Raw genomic sequence first — 15,333 nt, 5'->3', positions numbered from 1 at the left:
AGGCCCGCATCCTTATCCACTCAGCGCGCCGCCAGCTCGGCCGGCCCGCCCAATGCCTTGTAGAGCGCCATGGTGGCGACCAGCCGGTCGAACCGCGTCTGCGCCAGCGCGGCCTGGGCAAGCCGGCGCTTGTGCTTTGCATCCAGCCATGGCTGCAGCGCCGTGGCGCCGGCGCGATAGCGCACGCCGGACAGGGTTTCGGCCTGCTCGGCGGCACGCAGCGCTTGGTCCAGCCGTGTGCCCCGCGTGGCCAGTTGCGCGCGTGCCGCCAATGCGTCTTCGACCTCGGCAAAAGCGGTGTACAGGGTCTTGCGGTAGCGCACCACCGCTTCTTCGTACTCGGCCTGGGCTACGCCGATGGCCGGCTCGATGCGGTACCAGCGCAGGAAGGGCAGTTCCACCCCGGCGCCGAGCAGGGCGGTCGGGTCGCGCAACAGGGAGCCGAGGTCGGCGCTGGCGCTGCCGAGCACGCCGGTCAGCGTCAGCCTGGGGTAGAAACCGGCGCGCACCGCATCGGCTTCGGCCAGGGCGCGGCGCAGGCGCGCCTCACCTTGGCGCAGGTCAGGGCGGCGGCCGAGCAGGCTGGCCGGCAGGCCGGCCTCGACCGCGGGGGGCGGTGCGGAGGACAGGCGCTCGGGTTCGGCGGCCGCCTGCCCGGGCGGCCGGTCGAACAGGATGGCGAAGGCGTGGCGATTCTCGGTGCGCGCCTGTTCCAGCAGCGTATGCTCGGCCTGCAGGTCGGCCAGTTGCTGCCGGGCCTGGGCCAGGTCGAGCCCGGCGGCGGCGCCGGCGCGGTGGCGCGCGGCCACCAGTTCCAGCGTGGCGCGGGCATCGGCCAGGCTGAGTACCGAGAGCGTGATGCGTTCGTTGAGCAGTCCTGCGCGCCAGTAGAGTGTGGCCGTGGTGGCGACGAGGGCGATGGCGGCGGCTTCATGATCGGCCTGGCTGGCCTGCGCCTCCCATTCGGCGGCGCTGCGCAGTTGAGCCAGCCGTCCCCACAGGTCCAGCTCGTAGGCCACGGTGGCATTCAGCTCGCCCGCGTCGCGCCGCGCCTGGCCGTCCAGGCCCCACCGGCGGCTGGCCTGGAGGCTCGCGCCGGGTGTCGGCCACAGGTCGGTGCCGGCGAGGCGGGCGCGCAGGCGCGCCTGCCTCAGCCGCAGGGTGGCGATGGCGAGGTCGGGGTTGCGTGCCAGCGCCGCGCCGATCACGGTGTCGAGGCGCGCGTCGCCGAAGCTGCGCCACCATTCCGGCGATGGTGCCGGTGCCGGTGCCGGGGCGGCTGCGGATCCTGCAGGCGTGCCCTGCCTCCAGTGCGCGGGAATGTCGGGCGCGGGGTCGAGGACGGGCGTTCGCAGGCCGGCGCAGCCGGCCATGGCCCAGGCCAGGGCACACAGCAGCAGGCGCCCGCCACGCGTGCGCGGACGGCCGGGGGACGGGAAGGGGTTTGCCGCGTCATTCACGGTTGAGTGCCTCGATGGGGGTGAGCCGGGCGGCCTTGCGCGCCGGCAGGTAGCCGAAGACCACGCCGACCAGCGTGGCGCACAGGAAGGCGCCGGCCACGGAGAGCGGGGAGAACACCATCTGCCAGCGGCTGCTCGCCAGCGCGAAGACCAGGCCGAGGCCGTAGGCCAGCACGACGCCGATGACGCCGCCCATCAGGCAGACCAGCACCGCCTCCGTCAGGAACTGCTGCATGACATCGCCACGGCGCGCGCCGACTGCCATGCGGATGCCGATCTCGCGCGTCCGTTCGGTGACCGACACCAGCATGATGTTCATCACGCCGATGCCGCCCACCACCAGCGAGATCACTGCCACGGTGGAGAGCAGCAGGGTCAGCGCCTGGCTGGTCCGCTCGGCGGTCTTGACGATGCTGTCCAGGTTGAAGGTGAAGAAGTCTTTCTTGCCGTGGCGCTGCGCCAGCAGCCGCACCACGCCTTGTTCGGCGGCCTTGCCGGGCTGGCCTTCGGCGATGCGCACGGCGAGGCCCTCGAAATGCTGCTGGCCGAACAGCCGGCTGCCGGCGGTGCTGTATGGCAGCCAGACATTGAGGCTCTTGTTGTCGTCGAACATGCTCTTGCGTTCGCGCAGTACCGCGACCACGGTGCACGGCAGGTTGCCCACCAGGATGATCTTGCCGATGGCCTGGCCCTGGCGCCCGAACAGCTTGCGGCGCGTGTTCTCGTCGATGGCCACCACCTGGGCGTGGCGGAGGACGTCCTCGCTGCGGAAGCCGCTGCCGTCGGCCAGCCTCATGCCGCGCACGCGGAACAGGCTTTCGCTGACCCCGTGCACGGCACCGTTGACGTCCACGTTGCGGTGGCGCAGGCGCAGCGTGCGGGTGGTCAGCGGCGTGACGCTGTCGACGTAAGGCAGCGCGCGCAGCGCATCGAGGTCGGCCGCGACCATGGTGCGGATGCTGTCGGCGCGGTCGTCGCCGAAGTCGGCGCCGGGGTAGATCTCCAGGGTGTTGGTGCCGATCGCGCGGATATCGTCCAGCACGTAGCGCTTGGCGCCTTCGCCGATGGCCGTGATCGCCACCACCGAGGTGATGCCGATGACGATGCCGAGCATGGTCAGCGCCGAGCGCAGTCGGTGCGCCAGGATCGAGCGCCAGGCCATCAGGAAGGCCTCGGTGAACCGTTGCCAGCCGCCGCGCAGGCGTGCCGCGGGTGGCGCGGGCAAGGCCTTGGGGGGCGTGCCGGGCCCCGGCGGCGAGGCCGGCGGGCTCCTGTCCGCCGCCGCGCGGGCGGCGGGCGAGGCCGGGCGGTTGGTGCGGTCCGCGACGATGCGGCCGTCAGCCACCTCGATGATGCGTTCAGCGCAGGCGGCCACCTGGCGGTCGTGGGTGACGAGGACGATGGTATGGCCCTGGGCGTGCAGTTCGCGCAGGATGGCCATGACCTCTTCGCCGCTGCGGCTGTCGAGGGCGCCGGTGGGCTCGTCGGCCAGGATCACCTGGCCGCCGTTCATCAGCGCGCGGGCGATGCTGACGCGCTGCTGCTGGCCGCCCGACAACTGGCCGGGGCGACTCGCGCCGCGCCCGCCCAGCCCGAGACGGTCGAGCAGGTGCAGGGCGCGCTCATGCCGGGCCGCGGCCGGAATGCCGGCATAAGCGGCCGGGACCTCGACATTGCCGGCTGCCGACAGGTGGGGCATCAGGTGGTAGCGCTGGAAGATGAAGCCGAAGCGCTCCCGGCGCAGCTGCGCCAGCGCATCGGCGTCCAGCATGGCGACGTCCTGGCCGTCGACCAGGTAGCGACCGGCACTCGGCCGGTCGAGGCAGCCCAGGATGTTCATCAAGGTGGACTTGCCCGAACCCGAAGCGCCGACGATGGCGACCATCTCGCCGGCGGCAATGGCAAGGCCGACGTCGCACAGCACAACGGTTTCGCCGGCATCGGACGGAAAGCGGCGCTCCACTTGCTGGAGCAGCAAGAGCGGCGGACGGGACATCATGCGCTCCGGCTGGTTGCGGGGCGCGCCGCGAGCGCGGGGCCGCGCGCCTGCCGCGCCGCGCGGTTGGAGGCCGGGGCCGGGGCGGCGGCATCGGTGCTGTCTCCGGTGACCACCCGCTCGCCTTCGCGCAGTCCTTCGAGCACCTGGGCGTTGACGTTGTTGCGCAGGCCGGTGCGGACCTGGCGGTGTTCCACCGAACCGTCGGCATGCAGCACGCGCGCGGGGAAGCGGCCGTCGGGCCTGCGCGGGCCGAGCGCCGACAGGGGCACCAGCACGGCCTGCTTCACCGCGCCGAGGACGATGGAGACTTGCGCGGTCATGTCGATGCGCAGGCTGCGGTCGGGGTTGGGCACGTCGAACAAGGCATTGAAGAAGACCGCATTGTTGATTTTCTCGGGCGACGGCTGGATCGCGCGCAGGCGGCCGTGGTAGCGCCGGTCCGGCGCACCGAGCACGGTGAAATAGACCGGCTGCTGCTCGCGGATGCGGATCACGTCCGCCTCGGACACCTGGGCGCGCACGGTCATGGTGCTGAGGTCGGCCAGCTTGAGGATGTTGGGGACCTGGTAGGAGGCCACCACGGTCTGTCCCTCCAGCGTATTGAGCGCGACCACCTCGCCGTCCATCGGCGCGGTGATGCGGGTGAAGCCGAGGTCGGTGCGCGCGGCGGCGACGCGCGAGCGCTGCTGGGCGATCTCGGCGGTGGTCTCGCGCAGGGCGGCCTCCTGCGCGCGCAGCTCGGCTTGCGCCGCCACCAGGTCCTGTTCGGCGCTGGCGTCGTGGGCCCGCATGTCGCGCTGGCGTTGCCATTCGAGGCGGGCCTGGCGCAGGCGCGCCTGGTTGCTGTCGCGCCGGGCCTGCAGCGCGGCCAATGCCGCCTCGGCCTGCAGCAGGACATTGTGCGGCTGCACGGCGTCGATCTGCGCGAGCAGGTCGCCGCGCTTGACGTGGTCGCCCAGCTTGACCTTGAGCGACTTGAGCTGGCCGTTGGCCTGGGCGCCCACCTCGACCTGGCGCAGCGGCTGCAGGACGCCGATGGCCATCACGGCATCCTCGAGGTCGCCGCGTACCACGGGGGCACTGAGGAATTCGGGCTGGGGCGGCGTGCCGAGCCGCCAGGCCAGCCCGGCCCCGGCGAGCGCCAGCAGGCCGAGCGCGCCGAGCAGGAGAGGCAGGCGGCGGCGCCGCGAGAGAGTAGCTTGCATGAGGGGTGCGGACGGGGCGGCGAACCGTTGACCGTCGGAAAGGGTTGGGGAAAGGGTTGGCGAAAGGGGTTGGCGAAAGCGGCCCCGGACCGCATCGGTCGGGCTTGCATCTTGGCGCCGGTCACGCGCGCGCGCATCGGCCGGAAGTCCAGTCCTGAGTCCGACCGGAGGCCGTTTCGCCGGCCTCCCCGATGGGCGATACTGGCGCCCATGCCATTTCCCACCGTTCTCTCCCGGCCGTCAGCCGGCCGCGGCGATGCCCCGCCGCCCTCCGCCGCCACGCGCTGGTGGCGCAGCCTGTTCTGGAAATACCTGGGCGCCATGCTTGCCGCCTCGCTGGCCGGCACGCTGCTGCTGGCCGTGCTGGACCTGGCTGGCGCCGGACGGGAACTGCGGCGGGCCTTCGAGCCGGCGGCGCTGGCGCCGCGCATGGCCCGCGAGGCCGCGGCGCTGGGGCCGCTGGCGGGCGTGGACGCCGGGCGCCAGGCGCAGTGCGAGACCTTGATGCTCGGGCTGCTGCTGCGCATGGCCGACCCGGAGTTGCGCATGTGGGCCGACTACGACGGCATGGCCGGCGCCAGCCGGGACGGGCGCCTGGCGTTGCGCTACCGGCGCGCGGACGGCAGCGGCTGCCAGTATCCCGCCCGGGCGGGCGCCCGGCTCGAAGCGGCCATGGGCGCGGCCGCGCCCGGCCGTCCGGCAGGGCGGCTGCCGGACGCGCGGCCACCCGGGCGCTGGGAGGACCTGACCCGGCCCTGGACGCTGGCAGTGGCGATCCACCCGCCGCAGGAGCCCGGCGCCACGCTGACGCTGGGCATGGATGCGCGCAGCCCGCTATCCATGCTCGGCCGCCTCACGCGCGGGGAACTGCTGGACCTGCTGTGCTATCTGCTGATCATCAGCGCCATGTCGGCGCTGACCGTGGCCGTGCTGCTGGTCGGCCGCATCCGTCGCACCGGCCGCGCGGCCGAGACCTGGGCCGCCGGCGATCTCGCGCTGCGCATCAACGATCATGGCGGCGACGAACTGAGCCGGCTGTCGCAGCGTTTCGACCGCATGGCCGATGCGCTGGGCGAGGTGATCGAGGTCAAGCAGGCACTGGCGGCGGCGCAGGAGCGCAACCGGCTGGCGCGCGACCTGCACGATACCGCCAAGCAGCGTGCCTTCGCGCTCGGCCTGCAGCTGAGCGTGCTGCGCCACCTGACCGGCGGCCAGGGCGAGGCGCAGGAGATGGTGCAGACGGCGCTGCAGCTGACCTCGCGGCTGCAGCAGGACCTCGCCGACATCATCCAGCGCTTCGGCGCGACCACCATCGTCGAGGCCGGGCTGGCTGGCACGTTGCGCGACAGCCTCGAACTGATGCTGAGCGGCAGCGGCATCGACTGGTCGCTGCGCCTGACGCCGCAGGACGAGGCCCGGCTGTGTGCCCGGCCTGACGTGGCCGGCCAGTTGCTGCTGCTGACCACCGAGGCGGCGGCCAACGTGCTGCGGCACAGCGGAGCGAGCCTGCTCGAGGTGGACTTCGCCTGTGCCGGCGACAGGGCGTGCTGGTCGGTGCGCGACAATGGCCGCGGTTTCGATCCGGATCGGGGCGGCGGCACGGGCATGGGCCTGGCCAATATGCAGCTGCGCGCCCGGGCGCTGCCGGCGGGGGAGCTGGAGATCCGCAGCGGACCGGGCAAGGGCGTGCTGGTGTGCGTCACCTTCCGCATGGAGCCGGGTGCGAACCCGGATGCGAGTCAGGAAGAGATCCCGGAAGGAAAGCAGGACGAACAGATGGGATGCAGGACATGAAGACTTCCGTGATGCTGGTCGACGACCACGCCATCGTGCGGCAAGGCGTGCGCAGCCTGCTGGCGCTGACCGAGGATTTCGAGGTGGTCGCCGAGACCGGCGATGGCGCCGAGGCTATCGGGCTGGCGCGCGATACCGCGCCGGACCTGGTGGTGATCGACCTGTTGATGCCCGGCGTGGATGGCGTCAGCGCCATCCGCAGCATACGCACCGTCAGCCCGCGCAGCCATGTGGTGGTGCTGACCTCATCGGAAGAGGACGACCTGGCCTTTGCCGCCATCGAGGCGGGCGCCCAGTCGTTCACGCTCAAGACCATGCTGGGCGACGAGCTGCTGAGCACGCTGCGCCGGGCCGCCCAGGGCGAGGCGGTGATCCATCCGCAGGTGGCGCGGCGCATTCTGCAGGCGGTGCGGCGGGTACGCGAGCCGCAGCGCAATCCCTTCGCCGAACTGACCGAGCGCGAACTCGAAGTGCTGCGCCAGCTCGCGGAGGGCGGCAGCAATGCGCGCATCGCCGCGGCGCTGCACATCACCGAGAAGACGGTGAAGTCGCACCTCAGCAACGTGCTGGCCAAGCTGCACCTGGCCGATCGCACCGAGGCCGTGGCCTTTGCCTGGCGGCAGGGATTGATGAAGGACAGCGCCAGCGGCTGAGCCCGCGTGAACCGGCCCGGCTCGGCCCGGCACATCAAACTTTCCCACAGTTTTCATACAACTTCCCCCGGACATGCGGGCGGCGGGAAGGTAGCGTTCGTTCCTGCGGCGGTGTCGCCGGGCGGCCCGGTGCGCCGGCGCGGGTCCTTGTCCCGTTTCCGGCGCCGCTGCGTAGCGCGGCCATCTGTCTTCTACCGCCCTTTTTCCGTATCCCGTTCCTGCTTTCCTGCGATGACCAGAGCCTTGATTGTCGAAGACGACCTGAAACTCGCGCGGCTGATCGCGCAATACCTCGGTCAACACGGCTTCCTCGTGACCCAGGTGCACCGCGGCGACGCCGTGCTGGCGGCCGTGCGCGCCAGCGCGCCGGACATCGTCGTGCTGGACCAGATGCTGCCCGGCCGCGATGGCATGCAGGTATGCCGCGACCTGCGTGCGGTGTCTCCGGTACCGGTGCTGATGCTGTCGGCACGTGGCGAGAACGTCGACGTGATCCTCGGGCTGGAGGCCGGCGCCGACGACTACGTGGCCAAGCCGGTCGAGCCGCGCGTGCTGCTGGCGCGCATGCGCGCGCTGCTGCGTCGTCCGGTGCAGTGGTTGGCCGAGGTTCCGCGGCTGGCCTTCGACGCGCTGGAGATCGAGCGCAGTTCCCGCACGGTGGTGCTGGAGGGTCGCCCGGTCGATGTCACCACCATGGAATTCGAGATGCTGTGGGCGCTGGCCAGCCGTGCCGGTACCGTGCTGACGCGCGACGATCTCCTCAACGCGGTGCGCGGCGTCGACTTCAACGGGCTGGACCGCAGCGTCGACGTGTGCATCGGCAGGCTGCGCCGCAAGCTCAATGACAATCCGCGCGATCCCGCTCGCATCAAGACCGTGTGGGGGCGCGGCTACCTGTTCGCACGCGCGCGCGAACAGCGGAGCGCGCCGTGTTGAAGGCCTTCCTGCGGCTGTTCCTGTCTGCGGTGGCAGTGTTCTTCTGCGCGGGCCGGCTGATGCCGCAGGCGCAACGCCACGCACCGGCGGCCATGGCTCTCCACCAGGAGGCGCTGACTGGCCGGTTCCACCCGCTGGCGTCCTACTATGCCGTGTCGCTGGCGCTGCTCGCCATCGCCGCCACGGTACTGGCCTGGGCCTGGCTGAGCTGGCGCGGCCTCGAGGCGCTGGAACGCGCAGCCCGACACTCAGAACTCGTAGTTGAGCGAGGCATCGATGGCGAGGCCGAGCGGGTTGGCGGCGAGCGGGCTGTTCGCTGCCGCGCCGAGCAGCCGGCTCAACGCGACATCGGCGGTGGCGAACCAGTGCTTGTTCAGGTAGTACACGGTGCTGACGCCGAAGCCCGCCGATTTGATGCCGCCGCCGGGGCTGTAGGGCGCGTAGCCTGAACTGGCCGCCTGCGCGGCGTCGATGCCGAAGCGGCGTGCCATGTAGCGCGAATCGGCCAAGGTCACGGTGGGGCCGGCGAACCAGTAGAAGGTCTCGCTGCTGCCTGGCAGTGGCAGGTAGGCGCCGATATCCGCGGTCCAGCCGTCATCCGGTGCCAGCGTGCGGCGAGCGTCCACGCGCAGCACCAGGGGAAAGCTCTTGGAGACCACGTATTCGGCGAACAGCTTCGCTTCGGGGGCGGGATTGAGGTTGGGCAGGCCGTGCAGATGGCCAGGGTCGTCCTCGCTGCGCCGGCCGAGATCGTAGGAGAGCGCGATGCCGGCACGCCAGTGCGGTGTGCTGACGAGGTTGATGCCGAGGCCCTCGCCGGTCGAGAGGAACAGCAGGTCGCGGTAGCGGATGTCGATGCTGGGGCCGGCCAGCATGTGGTAGCGCGAGGCGCCATCGTACATCGGCCGCATGATCGCTCCCGCGCCCAGGCGGATGCCCCATTGCGCCGTTTCGGGCTCGAACATCTTCTCCAGCGGAACGCCCGCCGAGTACTGCCATTCGGCCAGCGGCGAGGGGGTCTGGGCGTGCGCCGCGCAGGCGGCCAGCAGAACGAGCGGCCACAGCAGGCGGCATGCCTGCCCGGGCCGCTTGCGGGCGCTGCCTCTCGACGCAGGTCTAGCGGCGGGCATGCTGGACGGGCGGCGGCGGTACCTCGGCCGGCGGCGGGTCGCTGACCGGCGGAGAGACGGGTTCGCTAGGCTCCGCAGGTGGCCCCGGGGGCGGCGGAAGGATGTCGGGGTCCGGAGTAGTGTGCAATGCGATTCTCCTTGCACGACGCGGCACGCCGCTCGGCTGCACGCTAGTCATGCTAGCTGTGGATCCTGCGTGCCGCCAGCGGCGGAGGCGTGGTGGCGCACGCTGCGAGGCGTCGATACCCCGGCCTTGTGGCCTTGCGCGGAAGACGCGCGCCGTGCAGTGGCCGGTGCTCCGAATCGCCTATGAGAATGATCCTCTAGGTTATGCGACAAAGTCCTGGCCTGCTGTATGCATCCTGCCCAGGTACGTCAGAAAAACCTCTGGCAATCCGCCAAGCGCCAGCATTTACTAGAGACATCGAGGCAACGCCCGCCGACGGGCCCCGGGTCGAGCCGGACCATGGCCCGGTGGTTTCGCCGCAGGCATGGGCGCGGCGCGCGCCGGTCAACCGCCAAGTCGGGCGGAACCTGCTGTGGCAACTGGCGGGTATCGCCGATCAGGGCCGACCAGGGCCGGCCGGGACGCCGCGTGGTGCGACGGACGCCTTCCTCGCAGGGGGGCTGCGATGAACCTGCTGACTACGCTTGCGACGCTGTGCCTGGCTTCCTCGATGGCGGTCTCGTCGGTACCGGTCGCCAAACCCCTGCTCGGTATCAGCCCGGGCGAGTTCACCAAACATTTCAATGCCGTGGCCAGGCAAGCGGGCAGCGAACTGAAGCTGCCGGCATTCCGCGTGCAGCGCGGCTGGCATCGCGCGGTGCCTAGCGCCGGTATCTCGGTGCTGGTGAAGCCTGCCGCGGGTGGGCGTGCGCTCGACGAAGTGGTGGTGCTGTGCGGTGCTGCCGAGAAATGCTTCCTGACCATCTGCATGGTCGCGCTCACCCTCGACGACGATGCGGATCTTGGTGTCCTGCAGCGCTTCGTATTGGCCCGCCTGGGCGAAGAACTCGGCAATGTGGGACTGGTGATGTCCGATCTGGCCTATGTCGTCATCTCCGAGGAAAGCTACGTGGCGCTGGTGATCCGGCCTTACGATGCCGGCGATGCCGCGGGCAACCGGCCGCAGGCCGGCACGGGCCCCACCCAGGTGCTGGCCACGGCTTCCCCCTGACGGGGCGCCCGCCACGCCGCCCGGGCGGACTCCGGGGATGGCCCCGCCCCGGGGTGTCTTGCGCGCCACTAAGAGGTGTGTGGAGCGCGCGGCGCAGCCTTCCTGTTGCTTCCCCGCATACGTACTTTTACCTAATGCTGCGATGCGGCAATTCTTTTGCTATGATTAGGGAAAACCCCATAAGGGTATTCACTAGGAGTCAACGCCATGAGCACCCAATCCGACATCAAGCTGACCGACCAACTGGAACGTGAACTGATCGAGCGCGAGCTCGGCACCCCGCGCCTCGGCTTCGTCGACGACATCAAGCGTGCCGTCGCCGCCGTCCAGCGCACCCTGCTGCGCCTGCAAGGGCAGGCACGCAAGGCCAAGGTCGCCTTCGCCAACGGCTGATCGCAGTACTTCGCGCGCCGCCCGCCAGCCGCGGGCCGCACGGTGAAGCGCATGGCAACGGCCCGTCGTTGCCAGCCAGGCCGGCCAGGCATGCCCGCTCCACGCGAGGTGTCCGGCCGGCTTTGTCATATGCGCCGGGACGCGCCCGGCGCCGTCTTCAGCTCCCGGCCTGCTCTTCGATCCACAGCGACAGCCTGACCTTGTAGGCCTGCTGGATGTGCCGGCGCATGATCTGCTCGGCCAGGGCCGGATCGCGCTGTTCCAGCGCCGCCACCAGGGAGGCATGCTCCTCGTACGAGGCGTGTGCCCGTCCCGGCACCGCAAGCGTGCTGCGGCCGAGCAGGGCCATGGATTCGTGCAGGGAGCGCAGCGTTTTGAGCAGGTAGCGGTTGTGCGCACAGCGATGCAGCGTTTCGTGGAACAGCCGGTTGTTGGCCGCCAGGCGCACGGGATCGTCGGCAATCGCCAAGTCGCGCTCGACGATATCGCGCAGCAGAGACAGCTCCACATCGGTGGCGTGGCGGGCCGCCAGCGCCGCCGCGGTACCCTCCAGGACTTCCCGCATCACGTACAGCTCGCTCACCATGCTGGCGTCGAGCTGCGTCACCATCATGCCGCGATTGGGTTCGTTGACCACCAGGCCTTCCGATTCGAGGCGGGAGAGCGCTTCGCGCACGGGGGTACGGGACAGGCCGAGCGACTCGGCCAGTTCGACTTCGCGCAGGCGGGTGCCGGGGGCGAGCTGGCCGGCCTGGATGGCCGCGCGCAGTTGCTGGTAGGCGCGCTCGGCGCGCGGCAGGGAAGCGTTGGTACCGCCATCGGTGGCGGTGAGTTCGGCAGGAATCATTGGCAAAGCGTTTCTGGTCTTGTGCCAGCGATGATACCTGCTTGCGCGCACAGCACATCATTGCGTGTGAATGACGGCCAAACGGGCGTCGGCCAGGGCGGCTGGCATGACGGCGCGAGGTGCGGGCGCGGGCTATTTCCTGGCTATCTAATTCAATTAACGGCCGGGATTTTTCCACCCACACCTTATGCGGCGGAGAGCGTCTTCGCCGCCCTCCGCCGGCCCCCTGAACGCCAGCAGCGTCCCTGGCCGTGGCCGTGGCGAAGACAGCCGCAAGCGCCGGCGTGCCCGCCAAGCCGAATCGCGCGGGCCGGATGCCGTCAGTTGGTCTTGGGCAGCGTCAGTGCGTTCATCACGGCCAGGCTCATGGCGCCGACGCCGGTCTTGATCGACGGCTCCGGCACCGGGGCGAAGTAGGGCGAATGGTTCGACGGCAGCGGCGCCGCACCTGGCTTGCGCGAATCGAGATAGCGCTGGAGATCGTAGACACCGACGAAGAAGAACATCGACGGAACGCCCGCATTGACGAAGTCCGAGAAATCTTCGCTGGCGGTGATCGGCGGCACGTGCATGACGTTCTTGCCGTAGGCGCCGCGCAGCACGGCTTCGGTGCTGCTGACCAGTTGCGCATCATTGTTGACCGCCTTGCCGCCGGCCTCGATGCGTACTTCCGGCTCCGGGGCGCCCGCCATGTCGGCCACCGCCCTGGCGGTACGCCGCACGCCGGCCAGCAGTCCTTCACGCACCTCGGGCTTGTAGGAGCGGATGGTGCCGCGCACGATGGCCTCGTCAGGGATGATGTTGCCTACCGTGCCGCTCTGGAAGGCGCCGACGGTCACCACACCGAATTCCTGCGGGTCCTTCTCGCGGCTGACTACGCTCTGCAGGTCGACCACGAAGCGTGAGCCCATCATGATCGGGTCGATGGTCTTGTCCGGGGCCGAGCCATGGCCGCCACGCCCCTTGAAGCGGACCTCCAGCCCATCTGAATTCGACGTGACGGCGCCGCTGTTGAAGCCGATCATGCCGACCGGCGCGGGCGCGGTGTGCAAGGCGAAGGCATAGTCAGGCTTGCCGAAGCGGGTGAACAGGCCCGCCTTGAGCATGGATTCCGCGCCGGAAACCAGCTCCTCGGCGGGTTGCGCGACGAACATCAGCGTACCGTGCCAGCGTTCCTTCAGCGCCACCAGCGTGCGCGCCGTGCCGACCCAGGCCGCCATGTGGATGTCATGGCCGCAGCTGTGCGCCATCGGCGTCGGCTTGCCGTTCCAGTCGGTCACCACCTGGCTGGCATAGGGCAGGCCGGTCTTTTCCGCCATCGGCAAGGCGTCGAGCTCGGTGCGCACCATCACCGTCGGACCGCTGCCGTTGCGGTAGATGGCGACCAGGCCGGTCTTGCCGAGACCTTCCGTGACCTCGAAGCCGAGGCGGCGCATTTCGCGCGCCAGTGTGGCGGCGGTGCGCGTCTCCTGGAAGCCCAGTTCGGGGTGGGCGTGGATATCCTTGTAAAGTGCGTCCAGGTCGGGATAGATGGCGCTCAACTGGGCGTCGACCGCCTGGCGGGCGGCCATGGGGTCGATGGCGCCGCTGTCCTGGGCGCCGGCGGATGCGGCACAAAGGGTCAGCAGGGCGGTGCAGGCGAGCTGCACGGCTCGGCGGCGATGGCTCATGCGGGTTGTCTCCTCGTCGATCATGGCTGGTGCGCGTGGTGGCCGCTACGGGCCGGCTCTGGCCTGCGCATCCAGCGCCAGAGTATTGGCGGCGGCATCGCCAGCTGTCAACGCGGCCGCCGGTGGCATCCTGCTCAGGCCTGCGCGGCCTCGGCGAGTGGCGCGGCCTTGCCGGCCACCGCATCGGGCGCCAGGAAGGCCACCACGCGGGCCAGCACATCGGGGTCGCGCAGGATGCGGCGGTGGCCGAGTTCGTCGGTGGTATGGAGACGGGCGCCAGGCCAGGCGCCGGCAATGGCCGCGCCGTCTTCCCAGGCGACCTCGCGGTCGCCGCGATCATGGACCACCAGCGTGCGCGGTACCTGGCGCTCGCGACCGACCGCCGGCACGTTGAAGGCGGACCAGGACATGCCCATCCATTGTTCGGCACGTCGCTGTACGCGCTGCACGACAGCAGGTCCGATGCCGAGGCGCCAGGCCTGCGCGGAGACCGCACGGAACATGTCGGCCGGCGCGCCGATCAGGACCGCATGCGGGGGCAGCAGGCCCTCGCGAAACGCCTGCGCGGCAGCCGCGCCGCCCAGCGAGTGCGCTACCACGGCGTGGACCGGGCCGACATGCCAGGCAGCAGCCAGCAGTGCGCGCGCCATCTCCGGCAAGGCGGACCGTCGCGGCCCCTGCGCGCCGGCATCCGAGGCGCCGTGGCACAAGGCATCGAATGCGGCCACGCGAAAGCCGGCCTGCAGCAGAGCGGGCACGAGGGCATGCCACTGGCCCGCATGGCCGCCCCATCCGTGCGCCAGCAGGACCGTCGGGCCGCGGCTGCCCCAGCGATAGACGCGGATGCGGCGGCTGCCACCCTGGCCGGTCACCAGGGCCCAGTCCGCGCGTGCGCTGTCGAGCAGCGACTGCGCGGCCGCGTCGTAGCGCGGGGGCGGGGGCTCGAAGCAGGCGCGCTCGAAAGCCCGTGCGACGCCTTGCGGGTAGACCAGTCCGGCCAATTGCCAGCCCAGTTGCTGCCAGGCCGCCGCTGCGTCCGGCCGGGCGGAGGCGCGGCCCTGCGGCGCGCGCGAGGAGAGGGAATCCGACACGTCACTACCTCCAAGGGGTGGATGCTGCGCAGGTGCGGGCCGGTGCTCCGGGTACCTGCTGTAAAGACCGACCGGTCGTGCTATTTTCGGGTTAAAAAAACGAGGCAGGACCCTCGCCTGGTGGCGAGGGCCGTCTACCTCACACTCGTGCTGCCACCTGATGACGCCCAGATGGCCGGCCCTTGGGGAGGCGCGAGCGTGCCAGCAGGCCGTCGAACGCATCGCGGGCCAGCAGTTGCGCGTCGGCGCGGCCGAGCAGCTGGAACGATTGCTGGAAGGACATGCCGATGCCGACCATCTCGAAGGCGAACTGGCGCGCATCGGTGTCGGGCGGCAGTTCGCCGACCGCGATTGCCCCCTCCACCACGCGCGCGATCACGCCGTGCCAGGCGCCCAGCGCCTGCACTACGCGCTCGCGGATCGGTCCCGGCCGGTCCCGGTATTCCTGTCCCAGGGCCATGAACAGGCAGTAGCCCCGCGTGGCGGAACCGCAGATCCACGCCAGATACCCTTCGAAGAGGGCACGCAAGCGCGCTTCGCCGCGCCGCTCGCGCAGGGCAGGACGTACCACCATGGTGGCGAAGCGCTCCGTGGCCAGTTCCAGCACCGCCTGCTGCAGCGCTTCCTTCGACTTGAAATGCGCGTACAGGCCACTTTTGGACATGCTGGTGTCCTGGGCCAGGGTGGCGAGGGAGAGCGCATCGAAGCCGATGCGGGCGGCCGTCTCGAAGGCTTGCTCGAGGATGGCAGTGCGTGTCAGTTGACCTTTCAACATGGCGCCAGAATAGCACGACCGGTCGTTTTGTAAAGTGTTGTAACGAATTTGCGGTCAACGAGTGATCCACTGTCCCGTTAGAGACGGGGCGGAAGTGTAGATTTGTGCTGAATTTGCCCTTTCAAAGCGTCTATATGTGCGGTTTTCGACGCGCTGTGCAGGGATCAGAAGAAATCTGCACAAAGTGTTGCCGCAATTACAT

At 70.2% G+C, this 15,333-nt stretch carries 13 protein-coding genes; 5 read left to right on the top strand and 8 right to left on the bottom strand.

Annotation, left to right across the window (positions count from 1 at the left end; translation table 11 throughout):
• Window positions 1-20: 20 nt before the first annotated feature.
• Genes BKK79_RS33730 through macA form a run of 3 tightly spaced genes read right to left on the bottom strand, consistent with a single transcriptional unit; the run spans window position 21 to window position 4,664 of the window.
• A complete protein-coding gene (locus BKK79_RS33730) occupies window positions 21-1,460 on the bottom strand; it encodes an efflux transporter outer membrane subunit (RefSeq protein WP_232346384.1) in 1,440 nt (479 codons plus the stop codon).
• Entirely contained in the window at window positions 1,453-3,456 is a 2,004-nt protein-coding gene (locus BKK79_RS33725) for a MacB family efflux pump subunit (protein WP_071040018.1), read from the bottom strand. Before BKK79_RS33725 ends, BKK79_RS33730 begins: the two co-directional genes overlap by 8 nt.
• Window positions 3,456-4,664, bottom strand: coding sequence for a macrolide transporter subunit MacA (macA, locus tag BKK79_RS33720; RefSeq protein WP_071040017.1), 1,209 nt, complete (start codon window positions 4,662-4,664; stop codon window positions 3,456-3,458). The genes BKK79_RS33725 and macA overlap by 1 nt, the downstream gene beginning before the upstream one ends.
• Window positions 4,665-4,874: 210 nt before the next feature.
• Between macA and BKK79_RS33715 the strand changes: the two genes are divergently transcribed.
• The 3 genes from BKK79_RS33715 to BKK79_RS33705 all read left to right on the top strand — a co-directional run bounded on the left by BKK79_RS33715 (window position 4,875) and on the right by BKK79_RS33705 (window position 8,047).
• Window positions 4,875-6,458, top strand: a complete 1,584-nt coding sequence (locus BKK79_RS33715; RefSeq protein WP_157128591.1) for a histidine kinase — start codon at window positions 4,875-4,877, stop codon at window positions 6,456-6,458.
• Window positions 6,455-7,111: a response regulator gene (locus BKK79_RS33710; RefSeq protein WP_083384794.1), complete on the top strand. Its 657-nt coding sequence runs from the start codon at window positions 6,455-6,457 to the stop codon at window positions 7,109-7,111. Before BKK79_RS33715 ends, BKK79_RS33710 begins: the two co-directional genes overlap by 4 nt.
• 231 nt (window positions 7,112-7,342) lie before the next feature.
• A complete protein-coding gene (locus tag BKK79_RS33705) occupies window positions 7,343-8,047 on the top strand; it encodes a response regulator (protein ID WP_071019904.1) in 705 nt (234 codons plus the stop codon).
• 248 nt (window positions 8,048-8,295) lie between these two features.
• Here BKK79_RS33705 and BKK79_RS33700 read toward each other — a convergent pair whose 3' ends face one another.
• Entirely contained in the window at window positions 8,296-9,177 is an 882-nt protein-coding gene (locus BKK79_RS33700; protein WP_084085511.1) for a MipA/OmpV family protein, read from the bottom strand.
• A 632-nt stretch (window positions 9,178-9,809) separates the two neighbouring features.
• On the opposite strand from BKK79_RS33700, the gene BKK79_RS33695 reads away from it, so the two are divergent.
• Entirely contained in the window at window positions 9,810-10,355 is a 546-nt protein-coding gene (locus BKK79_RS33695) for a malto-oligosyltrehalose synthase (RefSeq protein ID WP_071019907.1), read from the top strand.
• Window positions 10,356-10,562: 207 nt separating this feature from the next.
• Window positions 10,563-10,748, top strand: a complete 186-nt coding sequence (locus tag BKK79_RS33690) for a hypothetical protein (protein ID WP_071019910.1) — start codon at window positions 10,563-10,565, stop codon at window positions 10,746-10,748.
• A gap of 157 nt (window positions 10,749-10,905) precedes the next feature.
• Here the strand turns inward: BKK79_RS33690 and BKK79_RS33685 are convergent, their stop codons facing one another.
• The 4 genes from BKK79_RS33685 to BKK79_RS33670 all read right to left on the bottom strand — a co-directional run bounded on the left by BKK79_RS33685 (window position 10,906) and on the right by BKK79_RS33670 (window position 15,131).
• Window positions 10,906-11,595: a GntR family transcriptional regulator gene (locus tag BKK79_RS33685; protein ID WP_071019913.1), complete on the bottom strand. Its 690-nt coding sequence runs from the start codon at window positions 11,593-11,595 to the stop codon at window positions 10,906-10,908.
• A 320-nt stretch (window positions 11,596-11,915) separates the two neighbouring features.
• Window positions 11,916-13,265 (bottom strand): amidohydrolase, encoded by a 1,350-nt coding sequence (locus BKK79_RS33680; RefSeq protein ID WP_071040015.1) that lies wholly within the window; start codon window positions 13,263-13,265, stop codon window positions 11,916-11,918.
• A gap of 134 nt (window positions 13,266-13,399) precedes the next feature.
• Window positions 13,400-14,356, bottom strand: coding sequence for an alpha/beta fold hydrolase (locus tag BKK79_RS33675; RefSeq protein WP_071040014.1), 957 nt, complete (start codon window positions 14,354-14,356; stop codon window positions 13,400-13,402).
• Between the two features lie 139 nt (window positions 14,357-14,495).
• Window positions 14,496-15,131 carry a TetR/AcrR family transcriptional regulator gene (locus BKK79_RS33670; RefSeq protein WP_071019921.1) on the bottom strand — a complete coding sequence of 212 codons (636 nt, stop codon included), beginning with the start codon at window positions 15,129-15,131 and terminating at the stop codon, window positions 14,496-14,498.
• Window positions 15,132-15,333: the final 202 nt, after the last annotated feature.

The organism is Cupriavidus sp. USMAA2-4, from assembly GCF_001854305.1.
GTDB lineage: Bacteria > Pseudomonadota > Gammaproteobacteria > Burkholderiales > Burkholderiaceae > Cupriavidus > Cupriavidus malaysiensis.
This window is presented reverse-complemented; position numbering and strand designations above follow the sequence as displayed.

What these genes read in the sequence shown, in the direction of transcription:
- BKK79_RS33715 (WP_157128591.1), top strand. Translation starts at nt 4,875, where the DNA reads ATGCCATTTCCCACCGTTCTCTCCCGGCCGTCAGCCGGCCGCGGCGAT.
- BKK79_RS33725 (WP_071040018.1), bottom strand. Translation starts at nt 3,456, where the DNA reads ATGTCCCGTCCGCCGCTCTTGCTGCTCCAGCAAGTGGAGCGCCGCTTT.
- macA (WP_071040017.1), bottom strand. Translation starts at nt 4,664, where the DNA reads ATGCAAGCTACTCTCTCGCGGCGCCGCCGCCTGCCTCTCCTGCTCGGC.
- BKK79_RS33700 (WP_084085511.1), bottom strand. Translation starts at nt 9,177, where the DNA reads ATGCCCGCCGCTAGACCTGCGTCGAGAGGCAGCGCCCGCAAGCGGCCC.
- BKK79_RS33705 (WP_071019904.1), top strand. Translation starts at nt 7,343, where the DNA reads ATGACCAGAGCCTTGATTGTCGAAGACGACCTGAAACTCGCGCGGCTG.
- BKK79_RS33685 (WP_071019913.1), bottom strand. Translation starts at nt 11,595, where the DNA reads ATGATTCCTGCCGAACTCACCGCCACCGATGGCGGTACCAACGCTTCC.
- BKK79_RS33670 (WP_071019921.1), bottom strand. Translation starts at nt 15,131, where the DNA reads ATGTTGAAAGGTCAACTGACACGCACTGCCATCCTCGAGCAAGCCTTC.
- BKK79_RS33695 (WP_071019907.1), top strand. Translation starts at nt 9,810, where the DNA reads ATGAACCTGCTGACTACGCTTGCGACGCTGTGCCTGGCTTCCTCGATG.
- BKK79_RS33690 (WP_071019910.1), top strand. Translation starts at nt 10,563, where the DNA reads ATGAGCACCCAATCCGACATCAAGCTGACCGACCAACTGGAACGTGAA.
- BKK79_RS33680 (WP_071040015.1), bottom strand. Translation starts at nt 13,265, where the DNA reads ATGAGCCATCGCCGCCGAGCCGTGCAGCTCGCCTGCACCGCCCTGCTG.
- BKK79_RS33710 (WP_083384794.1), top strand. Translation starts at nt 6,455, where the DNA reads ATGAAGACTTCCGTGATGCTGGTCGACGACCACGCCATCGTGCGGCAA.